We start from the raw sequence: 25,576 nt of genomic DNA on the forward strand, positions 1-25,576 counted from the left end.
GCAAAAAAATGCAAGAGCATATGGGTGCAAATTGCAAAAAGACAGGGATTTCCTTAGAAGATCAAAGGTTCTCCTGCACATCAGCAGCGATGTCCTGCAGATACGCAATCTCGTCATTCGTCAGCTCGCGCCATGCGCCGCTCTTGAGGTGCGGATCGAGCGGCATCGTACCCATTGCCACACGCTTGAGGCGGCGAACCTCCAGACCGCACTTCTCGCACATTTTGCGAATCTGGCGGTTGCGGCCCTCGTGGATGGTCAGGCGCAGCTTCGCGCTGATTTCGTCACGGTCAATGGTAACAACCGTTGCCGGACGGATGCTGTAGCCGTCAATCTCCATCGGCTCTGCCAGCTTGGAAATGTTGTCAAGATTGCCGCGCACGCGCACCTCATAGTGCTTTTCCACCTCGTGGCGCGGATGGGTCAGCGCGTTGAGCAGATCGCCGTCGTTGGTCAGCAGCAGCAGACCCTCGGAGTTGTAGTCCAGACGGCCGACCGGCACGACACGCGCACCGCAGCCGCGTACCAGATCGGCAACCGTCTTGCGGCCGTGCTCGTCCTTCATCGTCGTAACATAGCCGCGCGGCTTGTACAGCATTAAGTACACCTTTTCCTCGGCACCGCCGATAGGCTTGCCGTCCACGAAAATTTTATCGCGGCGCGGATCGGCCTTGTCACCGACCGAAGCCTTTTTGCCGTTTACCGTTACGCGGCCGTCGTCGATCCAACGCTCCGCCTCACGGCGGGAGCACAAACCTGCTTGCGCCAGTAATTTCTGCAGTCTTTCTTCCATGTATAATTCCTCTTTCTCAATTATTGCATTATGTAACATTATTCCGTAGGACGGGGTGCCCTCACCCCGCCGTCTAACGACAATCGCCGTATCAACAACAACGGATACCGTAAAAATGAAAACCGGTATCTCAATAATCCCCATTGCACTCATTGGTTCGTTGGGGAACGGCGGGATGCGGTCAGCCCGCCCTACAATAAAGTGTGTTGCTAATTTGTAAATCGCTCTAAAATTTTCTCAACGATACCCTTTTCCTCCGCCGGCAGCAAGGATTCCCCGCCATAGACCAGTGTATCCCGAGCCAGCATGCAATCCCCAAGCCGATACTCGACCGAACCTGCCTGTGCCGTCTTCACGACCGGTGCATAGCAGATTTTTTCGCCGTAGCGCACGCGCTGCAGTTTCTCCTTTTCACCCGGCAGCAGATACGCTGTCACAGTATTCTTCGCCGCGAGCGGCACGGACGCGGTATCGCCGCCGAATACGCGCACGTTTGCGATCGTATCTCCTGCCTTATGCAGCGTGACCTCGCTGTACTGCGCGAAACCGGCGTCAAGCATCTCCCTGTGGTCGTTCCAGTCGTTCGGGTCATTGAGCGTCACCGCGATGATGGTGCGCCCGCTGCGCTCAGCCGCCGAGACCAGACACCGCCCTGCCGCCCGCGTAAAGCCGGTTTTCACGCCGATCGCGCCATCATACATGCTCAGCAGACGGTTGTGATTGCTCAGCGCGTGCCCGCTGACCGTGCAGCTTTTTGTCGAGACGATCTGCCGGAACACCGGGTCCTTGAGCGCCGCCGCCGTGATTTTCGCCAGCTCATGCGCGGTGGTGTAGTGCGTGTCGGACGGCAGGCCGTTCGGATTGTCGAAATGCGTGTCCGTCAGACCGAGTTCCGCCGCTTTGGCGTTCATTTTGCCCACAAAGGCGTTCATGCCGCCGCACTCTCCCGCGATGGCGACCGCCGCGTCGTTGCCGGACGCGAGCATGAGTCCGTACAGCGTATCCCGCAGAGAGAGTGTCTCACCTGCTTTCAGGTACATGGATGAGCCTTCCACGGCGGCGTACTCCGGCTTTACGGTATACACGCGGTCAAGATCACCCTCGCCGAGCGCGACGAGCGCGGTCATGATCTTGGTGGTGGACGCCATCGGCAGGCGGCTGTCCGCGTTCTGCTCGAACAGCGTTTCGCCCGTGTCCGCATCGATCACGACCGCCCCCTGTGCGCTCACCGCGCCTGCCCTCGGCAGCACGAGCAAAAGCGCGAGCACGCAAAACAGCTTTTTCACATTGCACCACTCCCCGCATAACAAAACCTACTCAGCATTCACGCGAGTAGGTTTTGCGGGAAAACGCGGTTTTATTCGTCGCCGGACAGGGTTTCCGCCACTTCGGCTGCGTCCTCGGTCTTGCCCTTGAAGCCGCTGACGAAATTGGACACCTTGTTGATCGCACCCGGGATCATCTCGACCAGACGATCCATCGTGTCGGACGCCTGTGCGTTGATGCCGAGGATGTTGGCGCTGCCGTCCTTGCCGATGACAAGGAAGCACACCGGCGAAACCGTCACACCGGCGCCGCTGCCGCCGCCGAACGCGAGCGGAGACCCGCTTGCCGCGTGCTTGGATGCGAACTCGCTGCCGCCTGCGCCGAAGCCGAACGACACCTTGGAGACCGGGATAACGGTCGTGCCGTCCGCCGCCACGATCGGGTTGCCGATAATGGTATTAACATCCACCATTTCCTTGATTTTGGACATGGTTTCGGTCATCAAATCGCTGATAGGATGATGTTCACTCATAATTTTCGCCTTCCTTTATACGTTTTAACTGATTATTTGAAATATTTCTTGTACAGCTTATACATCGGCTTGCCATGCCGCAGCAGCACTCTGACGAGCGATATCGGCCGTATCGAGCAGTTTACGGTAAATGCCCACTCGGTATGGTCAGCGTTGAAGTCCGCGTCCGCGCTGACATGGTAATCCTGCATATCGAAAGTATTCTCCAGGAACGGAACAATGATTCCGCAGAGCGCCGCAGTCTGCCCGAGCAGAATGCCGGTCTGCGCCGCATCGTCCGTGCCGATAACTACGCGCGCCCGCAGTCTGCTGATGCGCAGGCGGTCGGTCAGGTCGCTGAGAAAATCGCGCACCGTGCCTGCGATCTCACCGACATCCAGTCCGTCCTTCGGCAGCGAAAGACCGAGCTTCCCGCTCGTTTTCTTTTCGTTTTCCTCAGATTTCTTCTTCTCAGCTTCCGTTTCCTCTTTTTTCTTTTTCAGGTGGCGCGGTCTCGGATACAGCGGAATGCGAACCGGCCCATACCGTGCCTCCACGCTCACCTCGCCGGTCACGCCGACGGCTTCAATGCCTGCCCGAATGTTCAGCAGCACCAGCACAATCACCAATGCCAGCAGCACAATTCCAAGCAGAATGCCTAAAATCCAGAGTAAAACCGTTCCCATAGGCGGTCACTCCGTTTCCGGCGGCACAGGCTCGCCGTTCAAGAAGCGCAGCTGCTCGCCGGGCGGCGTCTCGTGCAGCGTGCCGTCCATGTTCAGCTCCATCTGCTCGTTTTCTTCAAGCGCGGGCAGCGCCGGAAGGTCCTCGATGCTTGCCAGTGAAAAGCTGCGCAGGAACTGGTCGGTCGTGTGGAACAGCATGGGCTTTCCGGGCACGTCCAGCCGCCCGGCCTCCTCGATGAGCCCTTTTTCCGCCAGACTGCTCACCGTGTTCGATGAATCGACACCTCTCAGCTGGTCGATGAACGCACGCGTTACCGGCTGGCGGTATGCGATGATGGTCAGCACCTCAAGCGCCGCAGGCGACAGCGCAGGCGGTCTGCGCGATTCGGTCACGCGGCGCACATACGGCCCGTACATCGGCCGGGACGCCAGCTGCAGCTTGTCCTCGATACGCAGCAGCATGATGCCGCGGTTCTCGAAGTCGTAGCGGTTCTCAAGTGCAGCCGCCGCGTCCAGCAGCTCCGCCGGTGCGGCCTCAAGCGCCGCGGACAGCCGTTCAATGGTAACCGCATCGCCTGCCGCGAACAGCACGGCCTCCAGTCTGGCCTCGAGCGCCGTCATGCTGCCGTTATTTTGTGTTGTCATTTGTCAGCATCAGCTCCATCTCCTCGCCGTCCCCTTCCAAACGGATTCGGCGGGTCTTGGATAATTCCAGCACAGCCAGAAAGGTAGCCACAATCTCCGAGCGGTTTCTCGCATCGTCAAACAGCCGCATAAACGGCACGCGCATCCGGTACAGAAAGCGCTTGAGGATTGCGGTAACGCGTCCCTCTACCGGTGCAGGCTCCCGCCCGACAATGCCCTGAAACGAGGTCACCGGCGGCGGCAGACGGCGCTTGGTGCGGCGCAGCATTTTGTTTGCCGCGCGGATGAGATCGTTTACCGTGTGGTGATACTCTACCGGCGCATCATCCTGCCGTTCGGGCGGTTTGACGTAGATATCACGACCGGTTTCGTTCTTTTCCGCAAAAAACGCAGTCGCGCTCTTGAGTCTCTGGTACTCGAGCAGCATCTCGACCAGACCCGCTCGCGGGTCCTCCCCGTCCTCGTCCTCCTCGTGCTTCGGCAGCAGCATCCTGGACTTGATGTACACCAGCTGCGCCGCCATTGCGATGAAGTCACCGGCAACGTCCAGATCCATGTGCTCGGCCTCGTGCAGAACCGCCATGTACTGCTCAAGGATTTCCGCGATGGGGATATCGTAAATGCTCACCTTGTTTTTGGAAATCAGGTGCAGCAGCAGGTCAAGCGGCCCGTCAAAGTTGTCTAAATGAAAATCCATAGCTTACAGAAACAGGCTGACGAAGTTTACCGCCAGCATGAGAACGCCGTTGCCGACCCAGTCCATAATGCCGTCCAGCCAGCCGAACCAGAGCGCCGCGATAAACACGAAATAGATGATATTCTGGTACTTCTGCAGCTTGAGTGACCACGAAAACGGCATAAATGCGTCAACGACGCGGGAGCCGTCCAGCGGGTGCACCGGAACAAGGTTAAACACACCCAGACCGACCGACATGCTCGCAACGATGAGCAGGAACTGCGACAGCGACCACAGGAATGTATTCGTCATGTTCATGCGCACCACAAAATACAGGCAGTACGCGATAAAGGCGGTAATAAAGTTGGATACCGGACCGGCAAGCGCAGTCAGCGCCATGCCCCAGCGTCTGTTCCTGAAATTGGCGATATTGACCGGCACCGGACGCGCCCAGCCGAAGCCGAACAGCAGCAGGCACAGGAAACCGATCGGGTCGATATGCGCCATCGGCGACAGCGTTACGCGGCCGGAATCACGCGCGGTACGGTCACCGAGCAGATAGGCAGCACCGCCGTGCGCGGTCTCGTGGATGGACAGGCACAGCACGATCGCGGGCAGCGAAAGCGCCAGTGTGATAAATGCGGAGCGGATATCGCCGCTCATCAAAGCTCTCCAAAGCAAGCTGTTTCCTCCATTATTGCAGTGATTCTGATTCTATATTACCCTATAATGGATTATTATAACACGGATAGAGGTTGTTGTCACCCGAATATTTGTTCCGTACAACATTCGGCGGGATTTTGTCGTTTCATTGCAGGGCGGGGTACTCCGGAGTGCCCGCCCTGCATGATAACTTACCGAATGGATCATATCTTTGCTGCATCATTATCTACTCGGTAAGTTTTAGCAGCACATTAACGGATTATCTGCTATAATTAACTTGTACATCTATGCACTTGGAGGCTTCGACATGAAACGACAGGACGGGAAACCGCGTTTATTCTCGTTTACACTGCGGGATTTCCTTATTTTCGCGGCGATATTTATCTGTGCACTGGTGCTCTGCACCTTGCTGCGCCGCTCGGACATCAGCGACGGCTTCGCCTCTCCGGTATTTGTTCTCGCGGTGCTGCTCACCTCGCGCTTCACGAACGGATATCTGTTCGGCACGCTTGCCGCATTCCTGAGCGTTATCGGCATCAACTACATCTTCACCTTCCCCTACTGGGAATTTAACTTCACGATGACCGGCTATCCGCTGACGTTTTTCGTCATGCTGTGCGTATCGCTCATCACCTGCACGATGACCACCAAGATCAAGCAGCAGGAGCAGTTCCGCATGGAGAGCGAGCGCGAGAAAATGCGTGCCAACCTGCTCCGCTCGGTCTCGCACGACATCCGCACGCCGCTGACCTCCATCATTGGTTCAACCTCGGCCATTCTGGAAACGCCCGACCTGTCTCTCGAACAGCAGCATCAGCTGCTCGAGGATGTGCGCGATGACGCGCAGTGGCTGGTCCGCGTGGTGGAAAACCTGCTGTCCATCACCCGCATGGGCGAGGACACCCGGATCACCAAGCAGTCCGAGGCCGCCGAGGAGGTGCTCGGCGAGGTCGCCCGCAAATTCCGCAAGCACTATCCCGGTGTCAAGATATCGGTGGCTGTGCCGGATGAGCTGCTCATCGTACCGATGGATGCGATCCTCATTGAGCAGGTCATGACCAATCTGCTTGAAAACGCCGTTCGACACGGCAAAAACACCACCCATATTGCGCTCTCTGTGCATCAGGATGGCGAAAACGCCGTCTTTGCCGTGCAGGACAACGGCGGCGGCATCCCGCCCAAGCTGCTGCCCATGCTGTTCAGCGGAACACTGCGCCACAGCGACACGCCCACCGGAGACGGCAAGCGCAATATGGGGCTGGGACTTTCTGTATGCAACGCCATTGTCCGCGCACACGGCGGCACAATGCACGCACAAAATAAGGACGGCGGTGCGGAATTCATCTTCTGCCTGCCGATGATAGAAAAGGAGCCGGAACTGCAATGAACATTCGAGAAAAAATACTCATCGTGGAGGATGAAAAGAGCATTGCGCACTTTATCTCCACTATTTTGAACTCCAACGACTACGAAACGCTGCTGGCCTGCTCGGGCAGCGAGGCGAAGACCATGATCTCCTCGCACTGTCCGGATCTGGTCATCCTCGATCTCGGTCTGCCGGACATGGACGGCATTGACGTCCTGCGCGAGCTGCGCTCGTGGTCGAGCCTGCCGGTGGTGGTGGTTTCCGCCCGCTCGCATGAGCACGACAAGGTGCAGGCGCTCGATCTCGGCGCGGATGACTACCTGACCAAGCCGTTCGGCACCGCCGAGCTGCTCGCGCGCGTGCGCACCGCCATCCGCCACACGAGAACCACCTCGGCGAACAGCGAAATCGCCCGCGAGGGCACCTACACGGTCGGTGAAATGACCATCGACTATAACAAGCATCAGGTGCTCGTCCGCGGCGAGAATGTCCACCTCACGCTCAGCGAGTTCCGTATCGTTGCGCTGCTCGGCAAGTTTGCCGGCAAGGTGCTTACCTACGATTACATCATCAAGGAGCTGTGGGGACCGCGAGCCGGCGGTGACAACCAGATCCTGCGCGTCAATATGGCAAATATCCGCCGCAAGATCGAGAAAAATCCTGCCGAACCGGAGTACCTGTTTACCGAGGTCGGCGTGGGCTACCGCATGGCAGAGAATTCCGAACAATAACGCGGCATGCCGTATATAACGACATGCAAATGATTTACAACGGCGGGATGAGGTCATCCCGCCCTACAATTTAATTTATTTATACCAACAAAAAAACCCGAGTCAAACGATTCGGGTTTTTTCATATAGTTTAGGTAAACTCCGTCGGCGAATAGCTGCCGTCCGCGATCTGCTGCGCGACTTCATCCGTCAGGCCGTTGTAGACAACGCCCGGCTCCAGCGTGATGCCGTGAATTGCGGCAAGCTGAGAGACCGTTACAAATGCGTAGGTCTTATCCGTGCGGCTCTGCAGCTCGTCGATTGCTGCCAGCGCACCCCGAACCGAAGTCTCATACAGGTCGTGCATCAGGACAACATCGCCGTCCTGCGCCTGCTCCACGATGACCTTCTTTACATGATCGGCATCGCGGTACTTCCAGTCCTCGGTATCCACGCTCCAGTTGATGATCGGATAGCCAAGCTCTGCGGCTACCGCCTTGACATCCGAGTTGACGCCGCCGCCTACCGGACGCAGCACCTGCGGTGCCTGCCCCGCAATATCCTTGATCGCATTGGTCGCATCGTCAATCTGGCTGCGGATGTCATCCGTGCCGAGGCCGGTCAGGTGGCACATCGGATGATTCATGGTGTGGTTGCCCAGCTCATGGCCTTCGTTTACCATGCGCGGCAGCACATCCGATACCTCGGAGACACGCTCGCCGACCATCAAAAACGTAGCAACCGCGCCGCGCTGCTTGAGGCCGTCCAGCAGATAGTTGGTCAGGCCGTTCGGATAGCCGTCCTTTTTGCCGGTCGGGCCGTCGTCAAATGTCAGCGCGATATAGACATCGGCCTCCGGTATATCGCCGTCCACGGCATCGCCCAGCTTATCCTTCATGTTCTTGAGGTATGCCTTCTGGCTGTCAAAGCCGTCAAGCGTTACGCCGGTGAACGAGAATACGCCGTCACCGAGATCGGTATACGTCTTGCCAAGGATCGCCGCAAGCACCTGCGGAGAAACGTAAAAACGGTTCTTGTCCTGATCCGTGTAGGTGGAGAAGCCATTGCCGGAGGCACGCTTGCCGTCCACCTTGGTCTTGCCGTCATCCGCATCCACGGTCGCGGTGGATTCGCCGCAGGTGACATTCCATGCGCCCTTGCCATCGTCCTCTGCCTTGCCGCCGAGCGCGGTCATCGCGGCCTTGAGCGGGATATACGCCGTGCCGTCCTGATCGAGCACGCCTGCACCCAGCTTTTTGCCTTCTTCCACCATGTGCTTGGTGCTGCCTTCATAGAGCAGCTGATCCGAGCCGGTTCGCATAACGATGCTGCCGCTCATCACCTGTCCCTCGGCCGGGCCGAGCACCTTGAGCGCATCATCCGTAATTTCACCGATTTTCTTATCGGTCAGTGCCTTTTTCGCCTGACTAATGATGATCAGATCGCCGTTTTCGGCGGCAACCTCGCCGGTCTGCCACGAAAGTGCCTGACAGATATCCTTGACCGGCGCATAAACCACGCCGTTCTTCTCCACCGGTGCGGAGGCAAAGGTCTCGGTCGCGTCACCGACCTGCAGGTTTGTATCACTGAGCTTAATTGTCAGCACGGTCTTTTTGAGCGTGATCGTACCGGATTTGGCGTTCTCGTCCCAGTTCAGCTCCAATCCGAGATTATCGCACAGCGAGCTGATGGACGCCATGCCGTTGCCCTGACTGTCACGGTAGGGCGCAGCGTCAACCTGTATCGTCTTGCCGTTCTTATATGCATTCGTGTTTCCCACCTGATACACCAGCACGTTGTTGCTGCTGACCACGTTTCCGACAATCGAGCGGACCGCCCGCACACCAAAGAAAATGACCGCAATGATCAGAATGATCAGGGCAAACAGCACACCGTAGTGACTGTTGCGCCGTCTGCGTCTGCGCCCTCTTCTATGCGGGCTGCGCGGCGCCTGCCGCGCCGATTCATATGCCATTTTTGTCATCCTTCCTATCCTTTTTATAACATATGCTTCTAAGATATAAGTATACCACCTTTCGACACAAAGCGAGGTTACAGTTCTGTTACTTTTTACAGCTTCCGCCCGCGCTTTTCCTGTCCTTTTCTGACGGCAGACTTACGGCAGCACCGCGCCTTGTCAGCACGCAAAATTTGCTCGCAAATTGCTCTTGTTCAATTATGCGGTATTGCCTTACAAATCCTCGCCTGCACTCCAGTTGACAAGATGAGGCGACCTTTTCGGCTGCACAGCTGCCGGGTCGGGCACCTTTACACCGAAGAAATCATACCACTGACCGCACTGCTCGCACTGCCAAGCCGTTGCTTCGGTCTCGTCCATGATGAAAATCTCGTTTCCGCATTCACAATTCAGAATTGTCATGATACTTCCTGCTTTCCTGCTGTTATATTTCTGCTATCAGTATAGCACAAGCCGCGCATAAAGTCGAATGCCAGCACAAAGAAAAAGGGAGTGTTTCCACTCCCTTTCTGTGCGGTTACGGCAGCCTGAGCAGTCCCGCCTCGCGCAGACTGTTGAGCAGCTCGTTGAACCGTGCAACGATGTCGTCCGCACCGGTTGCGTCTGCTACCGATGCCGCTGCTTCCGGACTTGCACCGGTGGGACCGGTGGGACCGGTCGGGCCGGTTGGGCCAACTGCGCCTGCTTCACCTGCGGGGCCGGTCGGGCCGGTTGGGCCAACTGCACCCGCTTCACCGGCGGGGCCGGTCGGTCCGGTTGGGCCAACTGCGCCTGCTTCACCTGTGGGGCCGGTCGGACCGGTCGGGCCGGTTGGGCCAACTGCGCCTGCTTCACCTGCGGGGCCGGTTGGGCCGGTTGGGCCAACTGCGCCTGCTTCACCTGCGGGGCCGATCGGGCCGGTTGGGCCGACTGCGCCCGCTTCACCTGCGGGGCCGGTCGGGCCGGTAGCGCCGACTGCCCCCGCTTCACCTGCGGGGCCGGTCGGGCCGGTTGGGCCAACTGCGCCCGCTTCACCTGCGGGGCCGGTCGGGCCGGTTGGGCCAACTGCACCCGCTTCACCTGCAGGGCCGGTCGGGCCGGTAGCACCGACTGCGCCTGCTTCTCCTGCGGGGCCGGTCGGGCCGGTTGGGCCGGTTGGGCCGGTTGGGCCAACTGCGCCTGCTTCACCTGCGGGGCCGGTCGGGCCGGTGGCGCCGACTGCGCCCGCTTCACCCGCGGGGCCGGTCGGGCCGGTGGCGCCAACTGCGCCTGCTTCACCCGCGGGACCGGTCGGTCCCGGGAAGCCCGGCGGTCCCGGAGGACCCGGAATGCCTCTCGGCCCCATTGGCCCCATCGGTCCCCTTTCTCCTCGCGGTCCGCGCGGACCCGGAGGACCGGGAGGTCCGGGAGGTCCGGGAGGTCCCATCGCGTCCGGTCGGCCGTTGCCCATCACCGCATCGCACACGCGCTCCTGCCAGCGTTCGCTCGGGCGTTCCCAGTTGCCGCAGCAGTCCTGTCGATCGTTCATGTCGTTCTTCCCTTCCTTCCGATTTGCCGGAAAACTCCGGCAGTTCAGTCTATGCCGAAGGCGGCTCTGCGGTGAGACCCCGCGCGGCAAAATACCATCGGTTGTGCGCCACTGCCGCCGACTGCGGGCGCACGAGTGCTGCCCGTTCATTCCATGCACAGGCTTGCCTCAAGTCTCCCAATTTGTCCCAGCAGGCGCACAAGCCGAGTGCCGGCGCATAAGCGCAAGCGTTCACATCAATAAAGCCGTGCGGTGCTGTGCTTGCGGCTCGAATGGCGGTTTCGTACCAGAACACCGCCTGTCTTGCGCGGTTATCCGCATATTCGAGGGCTGCAAGCGCACAGCATACGGCACTGCGCGGCACCTCCAGTGCAAATGAGCGGGTCAGTGCCCGCTTTGCCTGCTCGCGCTCTCCGAGGGCGGTCAGCGCCTGCGACAGACCAAGGCACGCATCTATTTTGTTCTCCGCCCAGCCGTCCGGCATCGCAAGGAAGGCTTCAAACGCTTCGACCGCCTGTGCGTACCGTTTATGCGCCAGCAGCTCGCGCGCGTAATAATAGCTGCCGCGTGCATCCAGCTTTTCCCCCTTAGCGAGCAGGTTTTCGTAGATTTTCAGGTTGCGGTCGGAGTACGCGCACGGCGGCTTGCGGTGTGTCACCGCCGCGTCTCCGTACCGGATATTCCCGCGCGGCGCGATGCACTCGTGCACCGCACCCTGCCATCGGAAGTGCGCGGACGTTTTGAGCAGCCGCTCACGGTAACAGAAAAACGTCGGTCTGCCCTGCTCATCAAAACCGGTGTGGTACGGCAGCATGACGACATCGGCCGTGCCGTCCAGCTCCGCTTTGAGTGCAAGCAATTTCTGATGGTCGGACGGCAGAAGCACATCGTCCGCATCCAGCCACAGCGTATAGTCCATGCGCGCCTGTGCAAACGAAAAATTGCGTGCAGCGGAGAAATCATCGCACCACGGAAACACCTGCACAGTGCCGTATTTTTGGGCAATTTCCCGCGTTTTGTCGGTCGAGCCGGTGTCCGTTATGCAAATTTCATCCGCAATGCCGCGCACGCTGTCCAAACACCGCGCGAGCACCTTCTCCTCATTGCGTACGATCATGCAAAGGCTGACGGTCGCCATGGCATCCCCTCCCATCCAGTCTATGCAAGGCGAATGACGGTTGCCAATCTGCACGGATTTTGGTACAATAAGAAGAATAAATCACGGAAACGGAGAGATTTTTCGATGGAGACCGAAGTGAAGCTGACCAAACTTGCAGGCTGCGCCGGCTGCGGCGCAAAAGTCGGTGCCGGAACGCTCGTACACCTGCTTGAAGGCTTTCGCACGCATACCGACCCGCGTCTGATCGTCGGCTATGACAAGAGCGATGACGCAAGCGTGTATGTGCTCGACGAGAACACCGCGCTCGTGCAGACGACCGACTTCTTCCCGCCCATCGTGGACGATCCGTTCCTGTACGGACAGATCGCGGCTGCCAACGCGCTCAGCGACGTGTACGCCATGGGCGGTGAGCCCAAGCTCGCGCTCAACATCATGTGTCTGGCGCAGAGCATGGACGATCATGCGGTGCAGGAAATCCTGCGCGGCGGCTACGACAAGGCCTACGAGGCCGGCGCGATCATCACGGGCGGTCACACCATTCAGGGTGCCGAGCCGATCTACGGACTGGCGGTTTCGGGCTTCGTGCATCCGAAAAAGGTGCTCACCAACAGCGGCGCAAAGCCGGGGGACGTGCTGATCCTGACTAAACCGCTCGGCGTTGGCGTGCTGACCACAGCAGCAAAAGCGGATCTGGTCGAAAAGTCCGTGCTTGACCGCATCTACCGCCAGATGGCTGCGCTCAATAAGGCCGCGCGCGATGTTATGGTGAAATATCCGGTGCACAGCTGCACGGATGTCACCGGTTTTTCGCTGCTCGGCCACAGCTTTGAGATGGCACAGGGCAGCGGCGTTTCCGTGCACCTTCGCGCGGACGACGTACCCTATCATGCAGAGGCATACCCGCTGGCAGAGATGGGGCTGATTCCGGCAGGCGCGTACCGCAACCGGCAGTATGCGGAAGCCGGCGTATGTATCAAGGGTAAGGTTTCGCGCACCCTGCAGGATTTGTTTTACGACCCGCAGACCAGCGGCGGTCTGCTGTTTGCCCTGCCGGAGCAGGATGCGCAAGGCTGTCTGGATGAACTGCAGCAGAGCGTACCGGAGGCGAAAATCGTCGGGTATGTTACCGAGAAACAGGAGTTTTCGATCTATTTGGAGTAAATTGAGAATTGAGGATGGCGAATTGAGAATGGAAAATTAACGCGGTGGTTGACCGTTTTCTTTTGAAATAGAACCCAATCAAAAACACCCCGAACCTATGTTCGGGGTCAGTCTGTCGAAAAAGTCGTATAGTCAGCAGTTTTCAGTATTTCGCGCGGCAGCGCGCATAAAATAGCATTTGCTCTGCAAATGCTCAAAAAGGGGGAGCATGTATCACCATTTTTGAACTTCTGGAGGGAGAAAGTTTCTGTATAGGAACTTTGGGACGACTTTGGAACGGCCCACGGTCCGTTCCTGCTTGTCGGCGAAACTGTAGTTTCGCGACAGCCTCACCCCGAACCACAGGTTCGGGGTGTTTTCTATTCGGAGCAGAGACTGAAATCTGACATTTCATCCTCCATTTTCAATTCTCCATTACTCTTTCCCGCCCTGCAGGATATAAATTCCATGCTCAACGGGTTCGAGCACGGCCTGCAGGTTTTCGCACGCACCCTTGGGACTGCCCGGCAGATTGATGATCAGGCTCGTGCCGCGAATGCCCGCTGCCGCACGCGACAGACACGCCTTCGGCGTAATCTGCATGGATGCCGCCCGCATGGCCTCCGGGATACCCGGCGCGAGCTTTTCGCAGACCTTGATAGTCGCCTCCGGCGTTACATCGCGCGGTGCAAAGCCGGTGCCGCCGGTGGTGACGATGAGTGCGAGCTTCTCCTCGTCGGCGGCACGGATGAGCGCGGACTCGATACGCGGCTGCTCGTCCGGCAGCACCTCGACCGCACCGACCGCGTAGCCTGCTCGCTCGAGCAGATTCTTGACGGCAGGGCCGCTCAAATCCTCCCGCTCACCGCAGAACGACCGGTCGCTGACCGTGATGACCTTGGCTGTCAGCATATCATACACCTCCGAAGCCGCAGTGCGGGTAAGTGCAGACCTCACAGCCGAGACACAGACCGCCTTCTCCAAGCGTAACAAAATCGCGCCTAGTCAGCCGCACGCCCGCCGCGATGCGCGGCAGCACCAGATCAAAAATGGTGGCCTTGGCGTACATGACGCATCCAGGCAGACCCATCACCGGACGGCCGTCCGCGTAATAGCCCAACAGGAACATGGCGCCCGGGAGCACCGGTGCGCCGTAGGTGACGATATCCGCGCCGCTCTGTTTGATCGCACCCGGCGTGGAATCGTCCGGGTCAACACTCATGCCGCCCGTGCACAGGATCATATCGACCGGCTTGTTTTTCATCTGCTCGATGGCCGCCGCAACGTTCTCCATGCCGTCCTCGACCAGAACGTGCTCGGTCATTTTGATGCCGAGTGCAGCCAGCTTTCGTTCTACAACCGGCGTGAAGCTGTCCGGAATACGGCCCTTTGCGACCTCGCTGCCGGTAGTGACAACGGCTGCTGTTTTCAGCGTAAACGGGCGGACTTCCAGAATCGGCGTGCCGCCTGCCGCCTGCTCAGCCTGCCGCAGTTTCTCCTCCCTGATTATAAGCGGAATCACGCGCGTGCCGCACAGCTTATCACCCGGATGGACAATGCCGTTGCCACGCCTCGTGGCAATCATGATTTCGTCAATACTGTTGACCGCGTTCAGTCGTTCAGTATCGACCAAAAAAACGCCGTCAATGTCCGAAGAAAGCTCGATTTTGCCCTCTTTTGTCTCGCTTTTACGCATACTGGCGTTCTGACAGAGCGCACACAGCCGCTCTGCCGCGTCATTCTCGTGCAGAAAACCCGGCTGCAGCTCCCAGACGTAAAGCTGCTCCTTGCCCATCGAAAGCAGCACCGGAATGTCCTCCGCGGTGACGATGTGGCCCTTGCGGAAGCGCGGCCCCTTGCTCACGCCCGGGATGATCTGCGTCATGTCGTGGCACAGAACATGACCGACCGCGTCCTCGGTTTTGATACATTTCATGACTTTTCCTCCTCGATCTCGTCACCGGCGGTGATCGTGCCGCCCGTTAGCACAATGGCAAAGATACCGTCGGTCGGCATGACGCATTTGCCTGTCAGACGGCGGATTTCACAGTCATTATGGCATTCCTTGCCGATTTGCGTCACCTGCAGACGCGTTTTTCCCACGCGGAGCACCGTACCGACCGGTAAATGCTTGAGGTCAATCCCTTCGGTGAGGATGTTTTCCGCAAAGTCGCCCGCATGGAGCGTCAGACCGGTTCGGCGCATTTCGTCCACGCTCTCCTGCGCCAAAAGGCTGATCTGACGGTGCCAGTTGCCCGCGTGCGCGTCACCGACGATGCCGTGGTTTTCTTTCACTGTGATACGCTCCACCGGGTGCTTTTTTGTTCCTTTATGTTCACTGATACAAACTGCAGCTACTTTTGACATAGTGCCTCCCATTCGCTAATTGAAATTTGAGAATGGAAAATGATTGCCTTAATTATCGCGCTCTGCGCGATACCTCAATTCTCCATTCTCAATTTTCCATTATTTATCCTCCGATCTGGCTCATACCTCTCCGGCTTTCACTCGGCTGCCCGGATTGCATATGGTGGCTGACCGGTTTCCTGAACATACCCTCGCGCAGTGCGCGTTCAAGGTTTTCACCGTGCAGACCGCGCAGCGGAATCTCCTGCGCCGAGTGCAGGCACGGTTTCAGTCTGCCGTCTGCGGTAACGCGGATGCGGTCGCAGTCCGCGCAAAAACGGTGGCTCATCGGGCGAATCAGACCGATTTTCCCCTTCCAGCCGGGCATTCGGTACAATTCCGCAACGCCTTCATTCGGCAGACGCTGCAGCTCCGGCAGGGCGTGCAGCACCGCATCCGCAGAGAGAAACCGCTCACGCGGCCAGTCCGCGCATTCACCGATCGGCATGAGTTCAATAAAGCGCACCTCATATTTTCCGTCCTGCGCCAGCTGCGCCAGTGCCGGAATCTCATCCTCGTTTACGCCGCCGAGCAGCACGGCATTCAGCTTTGTGCCGCGGAATCCAGCGTGCCGCGCCGCGTCCAGACCGGCCAGCGTATCCGCGAGCGAGCCGCCGCGCGTCAGCGACGCAAATTTATCCTTATTTAAGGTATCCAGACTGATATTCAGCCGGTCAACCCCTGCTTGTTTCAGCTCTGCGGCGTACTGTGGCAGGAGTGCGCCGTTAGTCGTCATGGCAAGCTCCCGCACACCATTGATGGCACGCAGACTGCGGCACAAATCCACGATGCCGCGCCGCACGAGCGGCTCTCCGCCGGTCAGCCGCACCTTGCTGACACCGAGCGAAACCGCCGTCTGCACGATCTCAGTCAGCTCCTCGAACGACAGCATTTCGCTGTGCTCCCGCTTGCACACGCCTTCGGCGGGCATACAGTACCGGCACCGGAAATTGCACCGGTCGGTCACCGACAGCCGCAGATAGCGGATGTTTCTTCCTTGATTATCCAGCATTTTGCTCACTCCGTCAGCGGCATAACGTCCTCTGGGCGGACGTACAGCGTCAGCTTTTCTGGGCCGGAAAGCGTCTCCCAGACCGCCTTATCCAGCTCCCACCGCAGCCTGCCTGCGCCTGTCGTCTGCAGCATGACCACGGTCGAAAACGGGTTCTCGACCACACGCTCCACCGTACACGGAATGGCGTTCTCCGCGCCATCTGTAGTGAAGTAATGCGCCCGAATTCCGACATAAGCGGTATCCTTCGGCACATGCAGTGCGGTTTTGAGCGTTACGTTCCAGTCCTTGCAGAACAGGGTTCCATCCTGTTTTACCTCGGCGGCAGAGACATTCTTGCAGCCGGAGATCAGCGCAGCCCCCATGGTTGCCGGTGCGCGGAACAGGTTCTTGACCGTCTCCTTCGGGTCGGATTTTCCCTTGTTCAGCACGCACACCGTATCGCACAGGCGGTACACCTCATCGCGGTTGTGCGTGACGAACAGCGTACCGCACGAAAGATTTTTCAGGATGTCCGAAAGCTCCAGTTCCACCTGCCATTTCAGGTAGGCATCGAGCGCGGAAAACGGCTCATCGAGCAGCACAAGCTCGGGCTGCCCGACCAGAATACGCGCAAGCGCACACCGCTGCTGCTGTCCGCCGGAAAGCTGACTCGGACGGTTGTTCTCCAGTCCTTCGAGTCGGAACGCGTGCAGAACCTCCCGCACCGCCTGCTCCCGCTCGTTTTTCGGGCGGGCGTGTGCGCCTGCGCGGATGTTCTGCTCGACCGTCATGTGTGGAAACAGCGCGTACTGCTGAAACAGATAGCCGACCTTTCGCTTTTGCGGCGGCAGGTCGATTTTCTTTTCGCTGTCGAACAGGACGCGACCGTTCAACTCAATATGACCCTTATCCGGTCTCACGATGCCCGCGATGCACCCCAGCGTCATGCTCTTGCCGCAGCCGGAGGCGCCGAGCAGCGCCATCACTTCCCGCTCGGCAGTGAAGTTCACTTTCAGGTGAAAATCACCGAGCGTTTTCTCGATATCCACGATCAGTGCCATGCCTTACGCACTCCTCTCTCCCGCTTTTCGAGCAGATTGACCGCCAGCAGCACTACCGCCGAGATGGCAAGGTTGACCACGACCCACTTGAACGCCAGCGCGTCATCATTCGTGCGCCACAGCTGATAGACCGTCGTCGAAATCGTTGCCGTGCGTCCGGGCGTGTAGCCCGCCACCATGGATGTTGCGCCGTACTCACCGAGCACACGCGCGAACGCGAGCACCGTTCCCGCAAGGATACCCTGCCTGCAGCAGGGCATGCGTACCCGCCAGAAAATCCAGGTATTCGAGCGACCGAGCGTGCGGCCTGCGTCGGCAAGCGTTTCGTCAAAGCTCTCGAACGCACCGCGTGCCGTGCGGTACATGAGCGGGAAAATAACAACGGTGGTTGCGAAAATCGCCGACCACCAGACCATGGTCAGCTTGAGATCAAAATGCGCGAGCGCCCATGCGCCGACAGTTCTTTTCGGTCCGAGCACGCGCAGCAGCAGATAGCCGACCACCGTAGGCGGCAGCACGAGCGGCAGCGTGAACAGCACATCCAGCACACCTTTGAGCACGCGCGGCAGACGCGCAACATAATAGGCCGCCGCAATCCCCGCGAAGAAGATGATCGCTGTGGAAATAAGCGCGATACGCAGTGAGTTATATAATGGATACCAGTCCATAATCGTCTCCTTTTGTAAATAAAGGCGAGAGATTGCTCCCTCGCCTTCCTATTGTATCAGATTATGCCAACGTGGTAAAGCCTACGCTCTCGAATACCTTGCCTGCTTCATCGGTGGTCAGATAGTCAAGAAACGCCTTCGCCTCGCCTGCATGCGTGCTGTTCTTGAGCACGGCTGCCGAATAGATGACCTGACCGCACATATCAGCAGTTGCCTCGTCAACCGTGTCGAGACCTGCCGAGAATGCGTCGGTTGCGTAGATAATGCCGCAGTCAACCGCGCCTTCGCTTACCTGTGTGGTAACTTCCTTTACGTTGGAGCCGTAGGTCAGCACGCCTGCATCCGCCAGCGCCTTCTCATCCAGCTTGTAGCAGCTGAAAATCTTCTGGGTATACTGACCGACCGGAACGTCGCTGTTGCCGATGGCAAGCAGCACGTCACCGCTCTTCAGCTTTTCCGCGAGGTCGTCAAAGCTCTTGATTCCCTTCGGGTTGCCTTCCGGCACAGCCAGTGTTACCTTGTTCTCGAGCAGGTCGATGCGGGTGCCGCTCTGCAGCTCATCCAGACCGTCCGGGTTCTTGTCGGTATCGTCCTTAAGAGAGCCGTCGAGTGCGTTCATCTGCTTGGGCGCTGCGGAGATGAACACGTCGCAGTCCGCGCCTTCCTTGATCTGGGTGAGCAGGTCGCCGGAGGAGGCAAAGCTGAACGTCAGGGTGACGTTCGGGGCAACCGCCTTGTAGTCCTCTGCGATCCGGTTCAGGGTCTCGGTCATGGAGGCCGCCGCAAAGACGGTCAGCTCTGCGGAGTCTGCAGAACCCATGTCCTCAGCTGCACTGTCGCTGCTCTGGGGGGCACCGCAGCCTGCCAGAATTGCCAGTGACAGAGCCGCTGCTGCAAATCTTGCAAAACGGTTGTTTTTCATTGCGTTTTCTCCCTAATTTTATAACACCTTAATGAAATACGTTGGAAAAGTGAAGCAGCGCTTCGAGCACGCCGCCGCCGACCGCAAGCGCCTTATCTGATGCGGTATCGCAGTTTTCACGCTTGCCGCGCGGATCAACGTCACCGGATTTCATACCCTCATGTACGGGTACGCCAGCCTGCAGCAGACCGCGCAGACAGCCGGCGATGGTGGTTTTCATGGGTTTTCCCGCAACGTACGCGATGGTGTCTCCCGTCTCGACCAGATCGCCAATTTCATGGCACGGCTCGAACAAGCCGTCTGCCGGGGCACGCAGAACGCGCTCTGCCGCATGGCTGCCGATCACACCGGGAACGCCCGTATTCGGCAGCGGCGAACCTGTGTACAGCACCCGTCCGAGTGTATGCCCGCGCATGGTCTCAACCGCCGCGTGACAGTCTGCGCCGGCCGTAAAGCCCGGACCGACCGCAATGACGATCGGCGCATCCGTGATGTGCGTACCGAGGTTTTTCTTCGCCAGAATCGCGTCCACCAGGGCATCAGGGTGCAGTTCCTGCACGCAGCCTGCCGCCGGATCGGCCAGCACAGCAATGATGCCCTGTTCGGTCAGTGCTGCCGCTTCGGCTGCGGTATCAGCTCGGCGTGCATGCACGCTCTCAACGACTGTTTCGCCCAATCGAATCGCTTCCGAAAAGCATACCGTGCGGCGGATCGACGTTGGCTGCAGCAGGTCTGTCAGCACCAGACGAATGCCTGCGCGGTACAGCCGCAAGGCAATTCCCGTGGCAATGTCTCCCGCACCGCGTATCACGACTAACATGGCGTTTTCCTCCGTTTATCTTCGTTGTATTTTGCAAACTATAACGATTACCACCGATGATTATAGCGTATCGGTCGAGTGAAGTCAATATTTTTTCTGTATGGCAGACATGATATAATACTATTATAAAAGCATGGTTGCAGGGCGGGGTGACCTCCCCCCGCCGCATATAACAACATGCAGATAATTTACAACGGCGGGATGAGGTCCTCCCGCCCTACGGTAAACATGGTTGTATTAGGTGGATTTATGAAAATATGTGAACAATTACACATTATAAAAGGTGTAACCGCCGTGATCGGCAGCGGCGGAAAAACAACTTTACTGCGTATACTGGCCGAAGAATTATCCGGAACGGTGATTTTGACGACTTCCACACACATTTTGCCGTTTGCGGGCATTCCCCTGTTGGAGACGGATGACATCGACCAGGTCCGCCGCGCACTTGCGCTTCACCGCGTAATCTGCATGGGCACGCCTGCCGCTGAGGGCAAGCTGACCGCGCCGGCACTTCCCTTTTCCGTGCTCGCGAACGCCGCTGACCATGTGATTGTGGAGGCCGACGGCTCCAAGCAGCTGCCGCTCAAGGCACACGCCTCGCATGAGCCGGTCATACCTGAGAATACACGCAATACCGTGTGCGTCGTGGGCGCATCCGGGTTTGGAAAGCCGGTCGAACAGACCGTACACCGACCGGAACTGTTCTGTGCACGCACAGGTGCACACATGAGCGGTATTGTCACGCCGGAGCTGGCCGCGCAAGGCATTATTGCAGAACACTCAGCGGATATCGTTGTGCTCAATCAGGCGGAAACGATATCTCCGGCAGCAGCGAAAAGTTTTGCAGATACACTTCAAAACGCCAATATAACGGCTATCTGCACCAGTTTAATGCAGGATAAACGCTGATTTGCATCTTTACTCTTCGCGCTCAACGCTAATAAGAAAGAACCGCACAATGTGCGGTTCTTTCTTCAGTCTGTCAAAAAAGTCAGATTGGCGTTTTGCGTTTCGTGCGGCAGCACTCATAAAATAGAATTTGCAAAGCAAATTCATAAATTCCGGGAGCATGTATCTCGGAATTTATACAAAGGAAGAAAAAATGTGCCCGTCAGGGCGCGGTTTTTCTTCGGTTTCGCTCGAAAGCGTGGTTTCGAGCGAGAGGCTGCTCGGAAAACGTTAGTTTTTCGACAGCCTCAAGAAAGAACCGCACATTGTGCGGTTCTTTCTTATTCCATTCCTACAGGTTTATCGCTGTTAAACTTGGTTTTGATTGCAATATCCGTATAAAGCAGTTCTTTTTCCGGTGCTTTTCTGTTCTGCAGGTAATCAAACAGCAGGAACGGCGGCCGATAGCCCTGCTCAAATGCCTTCTGATCGAGCACGAAACTCAAGCTGTCCGACTGGAGCAGCTCCATATTCATCGGGTTGAGGTCGAATGCAACGACCTTGACCTTGCCCTTTCGGCCTTCTTCTTCTACAGCTGCGCACGCACCGGCCTGTCCGTTGGACGCAACGTAAATGCCGGTCAGGTCAGGATTTGCACGCAATGCGTGCTGCGTAATCTCGTGAGCATAGTCATCCCGGTCGAAACATGGCTGAAATGCTAACAGTTCAATTTCGTTTCCTGTTTCGCCATTAATGGTATCCATAAATCCGTTTAATCGGTTATTATGTGCGGTATTATTCAAGTGTCCCGCCAGCGGAAGCACCTTGCCGCCCTCGGGCAGCATCAGCCGAAGCAAGCCTGCGGCGGTCTGTCCGGCACGGTAGTTGTCCATACCAATGAACGCAAGACGCCTGCTGCCCGGTGCATCCGAGTTGAGTGTGATGACCGGAATGCCCTGTTCGTACAGTTCATCGATGCACTGGCGAATCTCCGGCGAGTTGTTCGGCGCGATAGCCAGTCCCTGCACGCCCTGTGAAACCAGTTCTTCAATGTGTTCGAGTACCATTTCGGTATCCAGACCACGGTTTTCGCGCATGATCAGTTCCACGCCCGAGGCGGCAAGCTCCTCTGCGGCACGCTGCACGCCTGCACGCACGATCTGTATCGTCGGCGTCTCGACGGATTGCAGGATCGCCCCCAGCTTGAACTCCCTGCGGGATTTGACCAGCGCCTGTCCGATCAGGTTGGGTTTATACCCTAATTCTGCTGCAATTTTATGAATTTTCGCTGCTACTTCGGGGTTTACGCGCCCTCGATTGTGCAGCGCACGGTCTACCGTACCGCGGGATACACCTGCCAGCTCCGCGATCTGCTGTGCGGTTACAGCCATGTTTTTTCCTCCTTATTCTATGATAGAAAGCACCGTAGCTTTCATTGTGCGGTGTTTCCTCACCACATTCTTTTTTCTTTAGTTACAGTATAGCACACTGCACGCATCTTGCAACTATTTTTTGCGTGTATCCCCGTTTAAATTTACGCGTTTCCGTTTTTGTACGGCTTATTTACAAACAAATCGTCTATTTTTCGTGCAGTTTTACCAATATAGTGCACGCCTTTGCACGCATACTCACGAAAATAAATGTCTTTTCGCACAAAAAACCATCCGTGTTTTTGTTGCGTTCACCGAATCATTCAGAATATCATTCTTAAGACTTGAAACGCGCAGGATATCGTGATAACCTATAGACAACGAAATAAATCCCCTGAAAACGCAGTGAACATCACCCATGATTCAAGTGCATTTTCGACGGGGAATTATTTTTCAAAAAGTGCGTTCACGAGAACGCCACAGACTATATCTTACTTATAGGGGGTAACACAATGTCATTCTTCTCCTCACTCGCCTGGACAGGCATCTCCTTCCTGCTGTTCACGGTGCTTGTTGCGGTCATTTCCGCTTGGAAAACCCGCGATGAGCAGCTCGACACAGCCGAGGGCTACTTCCTCGCCGGTCGCGGATTGCCCGGTGTGGTAATCGCCGGTTCTCTGCTGCTGACCAACCTCTCCGCCGAGCAGCTCGTCGGTCTGAACGGTCAAAGCTGGAAAACCAATATGGGCCCGATCGCATGGGAGGTCGGCTCGATGTTCACCCTGCTGGTTCTGGCGTACTACTTCCTGCCGAAGTACCTGAAAATGGGCGCCATGACCATCCCGTCCCTGATGGAGGAGCGCTACGGCAAGGGCACCAAGACGATGTTCTCGCTGGTAATCGTTGTTATGTACTCCATCCTCAACCTGCCGGTCATCCTGTACTCCGGTGCAGTCGTTTTCGAGCAGATCTTCGACATTTCCGGCATCCTCGGCACCAGTAAGTTCATGGCTGTTGCCATCCTGTGCATCATTATCGGCATCATTGGCGGCTGCTACGCTATCTTTGGCGGCCTGAAAGCAGTTGCAGTATCTGATACCATCAACGGCGTCGGTCTGATTATCGGCGGTCTGATGATCCCGTTCCTCGGCTTCGCGGCACTGTCTGCAGCAACTGGCGGTCATGGCATTTTCGACGGCATCAAGTACATGGTAGAGGCAGATCCGGCCAAAATGAACGCAATCAACGCATGGAATGCACCGGAACCGGAAGTTCCGTGGCCGCTGATCATCACCGGTATGTTCTTCAACAACCTGTACTGGTGGTGCACCAACCAGTCCTTCGTACAGCGTTCCCTCGCAGCAAAGAGCTTGAAGGAAGGTCAGAAGGGCGCTATCTTCTGCGGCTTCCTCAAGTGCCTCGGCCCTCTGTACCTCGTTATTCCGGGCGTTATCGCATTCTACCTGCCGTCCATTCAGGACAAGCTGACCGCTGCCGGTTCCTCTGCAATCGACTTTGCTTATCCGGCACTGATCGCTGAGATCGTTCCGAAGCCGGTCATGGGCTTTTTCGCCGCAGTCATGTTCGGTGCGATCCTCTCCTCGTTCAACTCTGTGCTGAACTCCGCGTCCACCATGTTCACCCTTGACCTGTACCGTTCGTCCATCAACCCGCAGGCTTCTGACACCAAGTGCGTCAAGGTCGGCAAGATCTACGGCACCATCGCAGGCTGTGTAGCAATCGTCATCTCTCCGTTCGTTATGTACGCCGGCGGCATTACCACCTTCCTGAACTCTATGAGCCAGTTCGTATCCCTGCCGGTACTGTGCACCATCCTCGGCATCTTCATGTTCAAGCGCATCCCGAAGTATATGCCGAAGGTAATCACCGTGTTCCACGTTGTATGCTACGGCGCCTTCCTGCTGATCAAGCCGTGCTATCCCGGTTCGTCCAACCCGATCCACTATCTGTACGCAATGGCTGTTCTGTTCCCGATCGAGCTGCTCATCATGTGGTACCTGAACAAGTATCGTCCGGGTGAGGAATATGAGATTCACGACGTCGGCGCAGTTGATCTGACCCCGTGGAAGTACCGTCATGTAGTTTCCATCATTGGTCTGATTATCGCTGTTGCGATCTATATCCTGTTCTCTCCTCTCGGCCTCGCAGCTTAATTTGTCCCTTGTTGCACTCTTTGTGCATTGATCCCTCGCTTTCCGGCGGTGAATTATCCTCACCGCCGGAAAGCAAAATTTTTTTACGAAATTTGAAATTTCCTCTTGCGTTCTCGTGAACGCGGATGTATAATCACCTTGACCCCAGAAATGAGCAGTGCACGCAAAACTTCGAGCAAGCCGCGTGCAGCAAAACAAACCATAAATAACGCAGGCAACTGCACAACACGAATTTATCACTTTTTAGGAGGAATTCATCATGGAAAATCTGAACATTGCACTGATCGGCTGCGGCATGATCGGCCGTGAGCACATCGAGCGTATCCAGAACCGCATCCGCAATGCACGCATCGTTGCCGTATGCGACGTATTTGAAGAAGGCGCAAAGAAGGGCGCTGAGATCGCCGGTGCCGGCACCAAGGTTTACACCGATTTCAACGAAGCAATCAACGATCCGGACGTAAACGCTGTTGTAGTTACCACCCCGGGTCAGTTCCACAAGGGTCCGGTTCTGGCAGCGATCAAGGCTGGCAAGCCGGTATTCTCCGAGAAGCCGCTGGCTAACACCGCTGCAGACGGCAAGGAGATCGTTGAGGCCGAGATGGCAGGCGGCAAGCACCTCGTACAGGTTGGCTTCATGCGCCGTTACGACCGCGGCTACCGTCAGGTTAAGGAACTGATCGATTCCGGCAAGTTCGGTGCCCCGATGGTAATCAAGTGCACCCACCGTGCAGACGGCGTTGCCGATGACTACACCACCGCAATGGCTGTTACCGATACCGCAATCCACGAGATCGACGTTCTGCCGTGGCTGGTAAACGACGAGTGGGACGAGGTTCAGTGCATCATGCCGAAGACCAACAGCAAGGTTAAGAACGCGCTGAAGGACCCGCAGATCATGATCATGAAGACCAAGGGCGGCATCATCAACATGCTCGAGGTAAACGTAAACTGCGGCTTCGGCTACGACATCAACTGCGAGGTTGTATGTGAGAACGGCGTTGTAAACCTGCCGTGCCCGTCCTTCCCGACCGTTCGCTACGCTAACGAGGTTTCCACCAAGATCGAGGACAACTGGATCCTGCGCTTTATCGATTCCTACGACGTTGAGATTCAGGACTGGGTTGACCACGCACTCAAGGGTGAGACCGGCGGCTCCTCTGCTTGGGACGGCTACGTTGCTTCCATCACCGCTGACGCTCTGGTTAAGTC

Annotated in this window: 26 protein-coding genes; 6 read left to right on the forward strand and 20 right to left on the reverse strand. The window is 57.3% G+C overall.

Going from position 1 to position 25,576, the window contains the following annotated elements; all coding sequences use genetic code 11:
* Positions 1–61 precede the first annotated feature (61 nt).
* The 7 genes from IEY11_RS13275 to IEY11_RS13305 form a co-directional block, all read right to left on the reverse strand.
* Positions 62–793, reverse strand: a complete 732-nt coding sequence (locus tag IEY11_RS13275) for a pseudouridine synthase (RefSeq protein WP_188886786.1) — start codon at positions 791–793, stop codon at positions 62–64.
* 209 nt (positions 794–1,002) lie between these two features.
* Positions 1,003–2,079, reverse strand: coding sequence for a D-alanyl-D-alanine carboxypeptidase family protein (locus tag IEY11_RS13280; RefSeq protein ID WP_188886787.1), 1,077 nt, complete (start codon positions 2,077–2,079; stop codon positions 1,003–1,005).
* 71 nt (positions 2,080–2,150) lie between these two features.
* Positions 2,151–2,591, reverse strand: coding sequence for a GerW family sporulation protein (gene ytfJ / locus IEY11_RS13285; protein WP_118564637.1), 441 nt, complete (start codon positions 2,589–2,591; stop codon positions 2,151–2,153).
* 32 nt (positions 2,592–2,623) lie between these two features.
* A complete protein-coding gene (locus IEY11_RS13290) occupies positions 2,624–3,256 on the reverse strand; it encodes a DUF2953 domain-containing protein (protein ID WP_188886788.1) in 633 nt (210 codons plus the stop codon).
* Between the two features lie 6 nt (positions 3,257–3,262).
* Complete coding sequence (gene scpB, locus IEY11_RS13295; RefSeq protein WP_243184018.1) at positions 3,263–3,901, reverse strand: SMC-Scp complex subunit ScpB; 639 nt, start codon at positions 3,899–3,901, stop codon at positions 3,263–3,265.
* Positions 3,885–4,598 (reverse strand): segregation and condensation protein A, encoded by a 714-nt coding sequence (locus tag IEY11_RS13300; RefSeq protein WP_118761929.1) that lies wholly within the window; start codon positions 4,596–4,598, stop codon positions 3,885–3,887. Before IEY11_RS13300 ends, scpB begins: the two co-directional genes overlap by 17 nt.
* 3 nt (positions 4,599–4,601) lie before the next feature.
* Positions 4,602–5,258 (reverse strand): site-2 protease family protein, encoded by a 657-nt coding sequence (locus IEY11_RS13305; RefSeq protein WP_188886789.1) that lies wholly within the window; start codon positions 5,256–5,258, stop codon positions 4,602–4,604.
* A gap of 289 nt (positions 5,259–5,547) precedes the next feature.
* On the opposite strand from IEY11_RS13305, the gene IEY11_RS13310 reads away from it, so the two are divergent.
* Both IEY11_RS13310 and IEY11_RS13315 read left to right on the forward strand, forming a co-directional pair.
* Positions 5,548–6,627 (forward strand): sensor histidine kinase, encoded by a 1,080-nt coding sequence (locus tag IEY11_RS13310; protein ID WP_188886790.1) that lies wholly within the window; start codon positions 5,548–5,550, stop codon positions 6,625–6,627.
* Positions 6,624–7,337 (forward strand): response regulator, encoded by a 714-nt coding sequence (locus tag IEY11_RS13315; protein WP_188886791.1) that lies wholly within the window; start codon positions 6,624–6,626, stop codon positions 7,335–7,337. The genes IEY11_RS13310 and IEY11_RS13315 overlap by 4 nt, the downstream gene beginning before the upstream one ends.
* 130 nt (positions 7,338–7,467) lie before the next feature.
* On the opposite strand, the gene IEY11_RS13320 is transcribed toward IEY11_RS13315, so the two are convergent.
* From IEY11_RS13320 to IEY11_RS13335, 4 genes are all read right to left on the reverse strand, one after another.
* Positions 7,468–9,291, reverse strand: coding sequence for a polysaccharide deacetylase family protein (locus IEY11_RS13320; RefSeq protein WP_188886792.1), 1,824 nt, complete (start codon positions 9,289–9,291; stop codon positions 7,468–7,470).
* 216 nt (positions 9,292–9,507) lie between these two features.
* A complete protein-coding gene (locus IEY11_RS13325; protein ID WP_188886793.1) occupies positions 9,508–9,696 on the reverse strand; it encodes a hypothetical protein in 189 nt (62 codons plus the stop codon).
* Positions 9,697–9,811: 115 nt separating this feature from the next.
* The gene (locus IEY11_RS13330; RefSeq protein ID WP_188886794.1) at positions 9,812–10,801 is read right to left on the reverse strand and encodes a collagen-like domain-containing protein; all 990 of its coding nucleotides are present in this window, start codon (positions 10,799–10,801) and stop codon (positions 9,812–9,814) included.
* Between the two features lie 49 nt (positions 10,802–10,850).
* Complete coding sequence (locus IEY11_RS13335; RefSeq protein WP_188886795.1) at positions 10,851–11,939, reverse strand: glycosyltransferase family 2 protein; 1,089 nt, start codon at positions 11,937–11,939, stop codon at positions 10,851–10,853.
* 105 nt (positions 11,940–12,044) lie between these two features.
* Between IEY11_RS13335 and selD the strand changes: the two genes are divergently transcribed.
* A complete protein-coding gene (gene selD / locus IEY11_RS13340; RefSeq protein ID WP_188886796.1) occupies positions 12,045–13,082 on the forward strand; it encodes a selenide, water dikinase SelD in 1,038 nt (345 codons plus the stop codon).
* A gap of 414 nt (positions 13,083–13,496) precedes the next feature.
* Here the strand turns inward: selD and IEY11_RS13345 are convergent, their stop codons facing one another.
* From IEY11_RS13345 to yqeB, 8 genes are all read right to left on the reverse strand, one after another.
* Positions 13,497–13,973 (reverse strand): MogA/MoaB family molybdenum cofactor biosynthesis protein, encoded by a 477-nt coding sequence (locus IEY11_RS13345; protein WP_188886797.1) that lies wholly within the window; start codon positions 13,971–13,973, stop codon positions 13,497–13,499.
* A 1-nt stretch (position 13,974) separates the two neighbouring features.
* Positions 13,975–14,997 (reverse strand): molybdopterin-binding protein, encoded by a 1,023-nt coding sequence (locus IEY11_RS13350; RefSeq protein ID WP_188886798.1) that lies wholly within the window; start codon positions 14,995–14,997, stop codon positions 13,975–13,977.
* The gene (locus tag IEY11_RS13355) at positions 14,994–15,428 is read right to left on the reverse strand and encodes an MOSC domain-containing protein (protein WP_188886799.1); all 435 of its coding nucleotides are present in this window, start codon (positions 15,426–15,428) and stop codon (positions 14,994–14,996) included. The genes IEY11_RS13350 and IEY11_RS13355 overlap by 4 nt, the downstream gene beginning before the upstream one ends.
* Before the next feature lie 103 nt (positions 15,429–15,531).
* Positions 15,532–16,479 carry a GTP 3',8-cyclase MoaA gene (gene moaA, locus IEY11_RS13360; protein ID WP_188886800.1) on the reverse strand — a complete coding sequence of 316 codons (948 nt, stop codon included), beginning with the start codon at positions 16,477–16,479 and terminating at the stop codon, positions 15,532–15,534.
* A gap of 5 nt (positions 16,480–16,484) precedes the next feature.
* The gene (locus tag IEY11_RS13365) at positions 16,485–17,522 is read right to left on the reverse strand and encodes a sulfate/molybdate ABC transporter ATP-binding protein (protein ID WP_188886801.1); all 1,038 of its coding nucleotides are present in this window, start codon (positions 17,520–17,522) and stop codon (positions 16,485–16,487) included.
* Positions 17,513–18,190, reverse strand: a complete 678-nt coding sequence (gene modB / locus IEY11_RS13370) for a molybdate ABC transporter permease subunit (RefSeq protein WP_188886802.1) — start codon at positions 18,188–18,190, stop codon at positions 17,513–17,515. The genes IEY11_RS13365 and modB overlap by 10 nt, the downstream gene beginning before the upstream one ends.
* Positions 18,191–18,251: 61 nt before the next feature.
* Positions 18,252–19,112 (reverse strand): molybdate ABC transporter substrate-binding protein, encoded by an 861-nt coding sequence (modA, locus tag IEY11_RS13375; protein WP_188886803.1) that lies wholly within the window; start codon positions 19,110–19,112, stop codon positions 18,252–18,254.
* 28 nt (positions 19,113–19,140) lie between these two features.
* Positions 19,141–19,932 carry a selenium-dependent molybdenum cofactor biosynthesis protein YqeB gene (gene yqeB, locus IEY11_RS13380; RefSeq protein ID WP_188886804.1) on the reverse strand — a complete coding sequence of 264 codons (792 nt, stop codon included), beginning with the start codon at positions 19,930–19,932 and terminating at the stop codon, positions 19,141–19,143.
* A 249-nt stretch (positions 19,933–20,181) separates the two neighbouring features.
* Between yqeB and yqeC the strand changes: the two genes are divergently transcribed.
* Positions 20,182–20,841 (forward strand): selenium cofactor biosynthesis protein YqeC, encoded by a 660-nt coding sequence (gene yqeC / locus IEY11_RS13385; RefSeq protein ID WP_188886805.1) that lies wholly within the window; start codon positions 20,182–20,184, stop codon positions 20,839–20,841.
* Positions 20,842–21,161: 320 nt separating this feature from the next.
* Here the strand turns inward: yqeC and IEY11_RS13390 are convergent, their stop codons facing one another.
* Positions 21,162–22,211, reverse strand: a complete 1,050-nt coding sequence (locus IEY11_RS13390) for a LacI family DNA-binding transcriptional regulator (RefSeq protein ID WP_188886806.1) — start codon at positions 22,209–22,211, stop codon at positions 21,162–21,164.
* A 491-nt stretch (positions 22,212–22,702) separates the two neighbouring features.
* On the opposite strand from IEY11_RS13390, the gene IEY11_RS13395 reads away from it, so the two are divergent.
* Positions 22,703–24,364 (forward strand): solute:sodium symporter family transporter, encoded by a 1,662-nt coding sequence (locus IEY11_RS13395; RefSeq protein ID WP_118730287.1) that lies wholly within the window; start codon positions 22,703–22,705, stop codon positions 24,362–24,364.
* A 259-nt stretch (positions 24,365–24,623) separates the two neighbouring features.
* The coding region (locus IEY11_RS13400) for a Gfo/Idh/MocA family protein (RefSeq protein WP_188886809.1) at positions 24,624–25,576 on the forward strand (953 nt) is incomplete at its 3' end.

This window comes from Butyricicoccus faecihominis (genome assembly GCF_014648015.1).
GTDB classification, from domain to species: domain Bacteria; phylum Bacillota; class Clostridia; order Oscillospirales; family Butyricicoccaceae; genus Agathobaculum; species Agathobaculum butyriciproducens.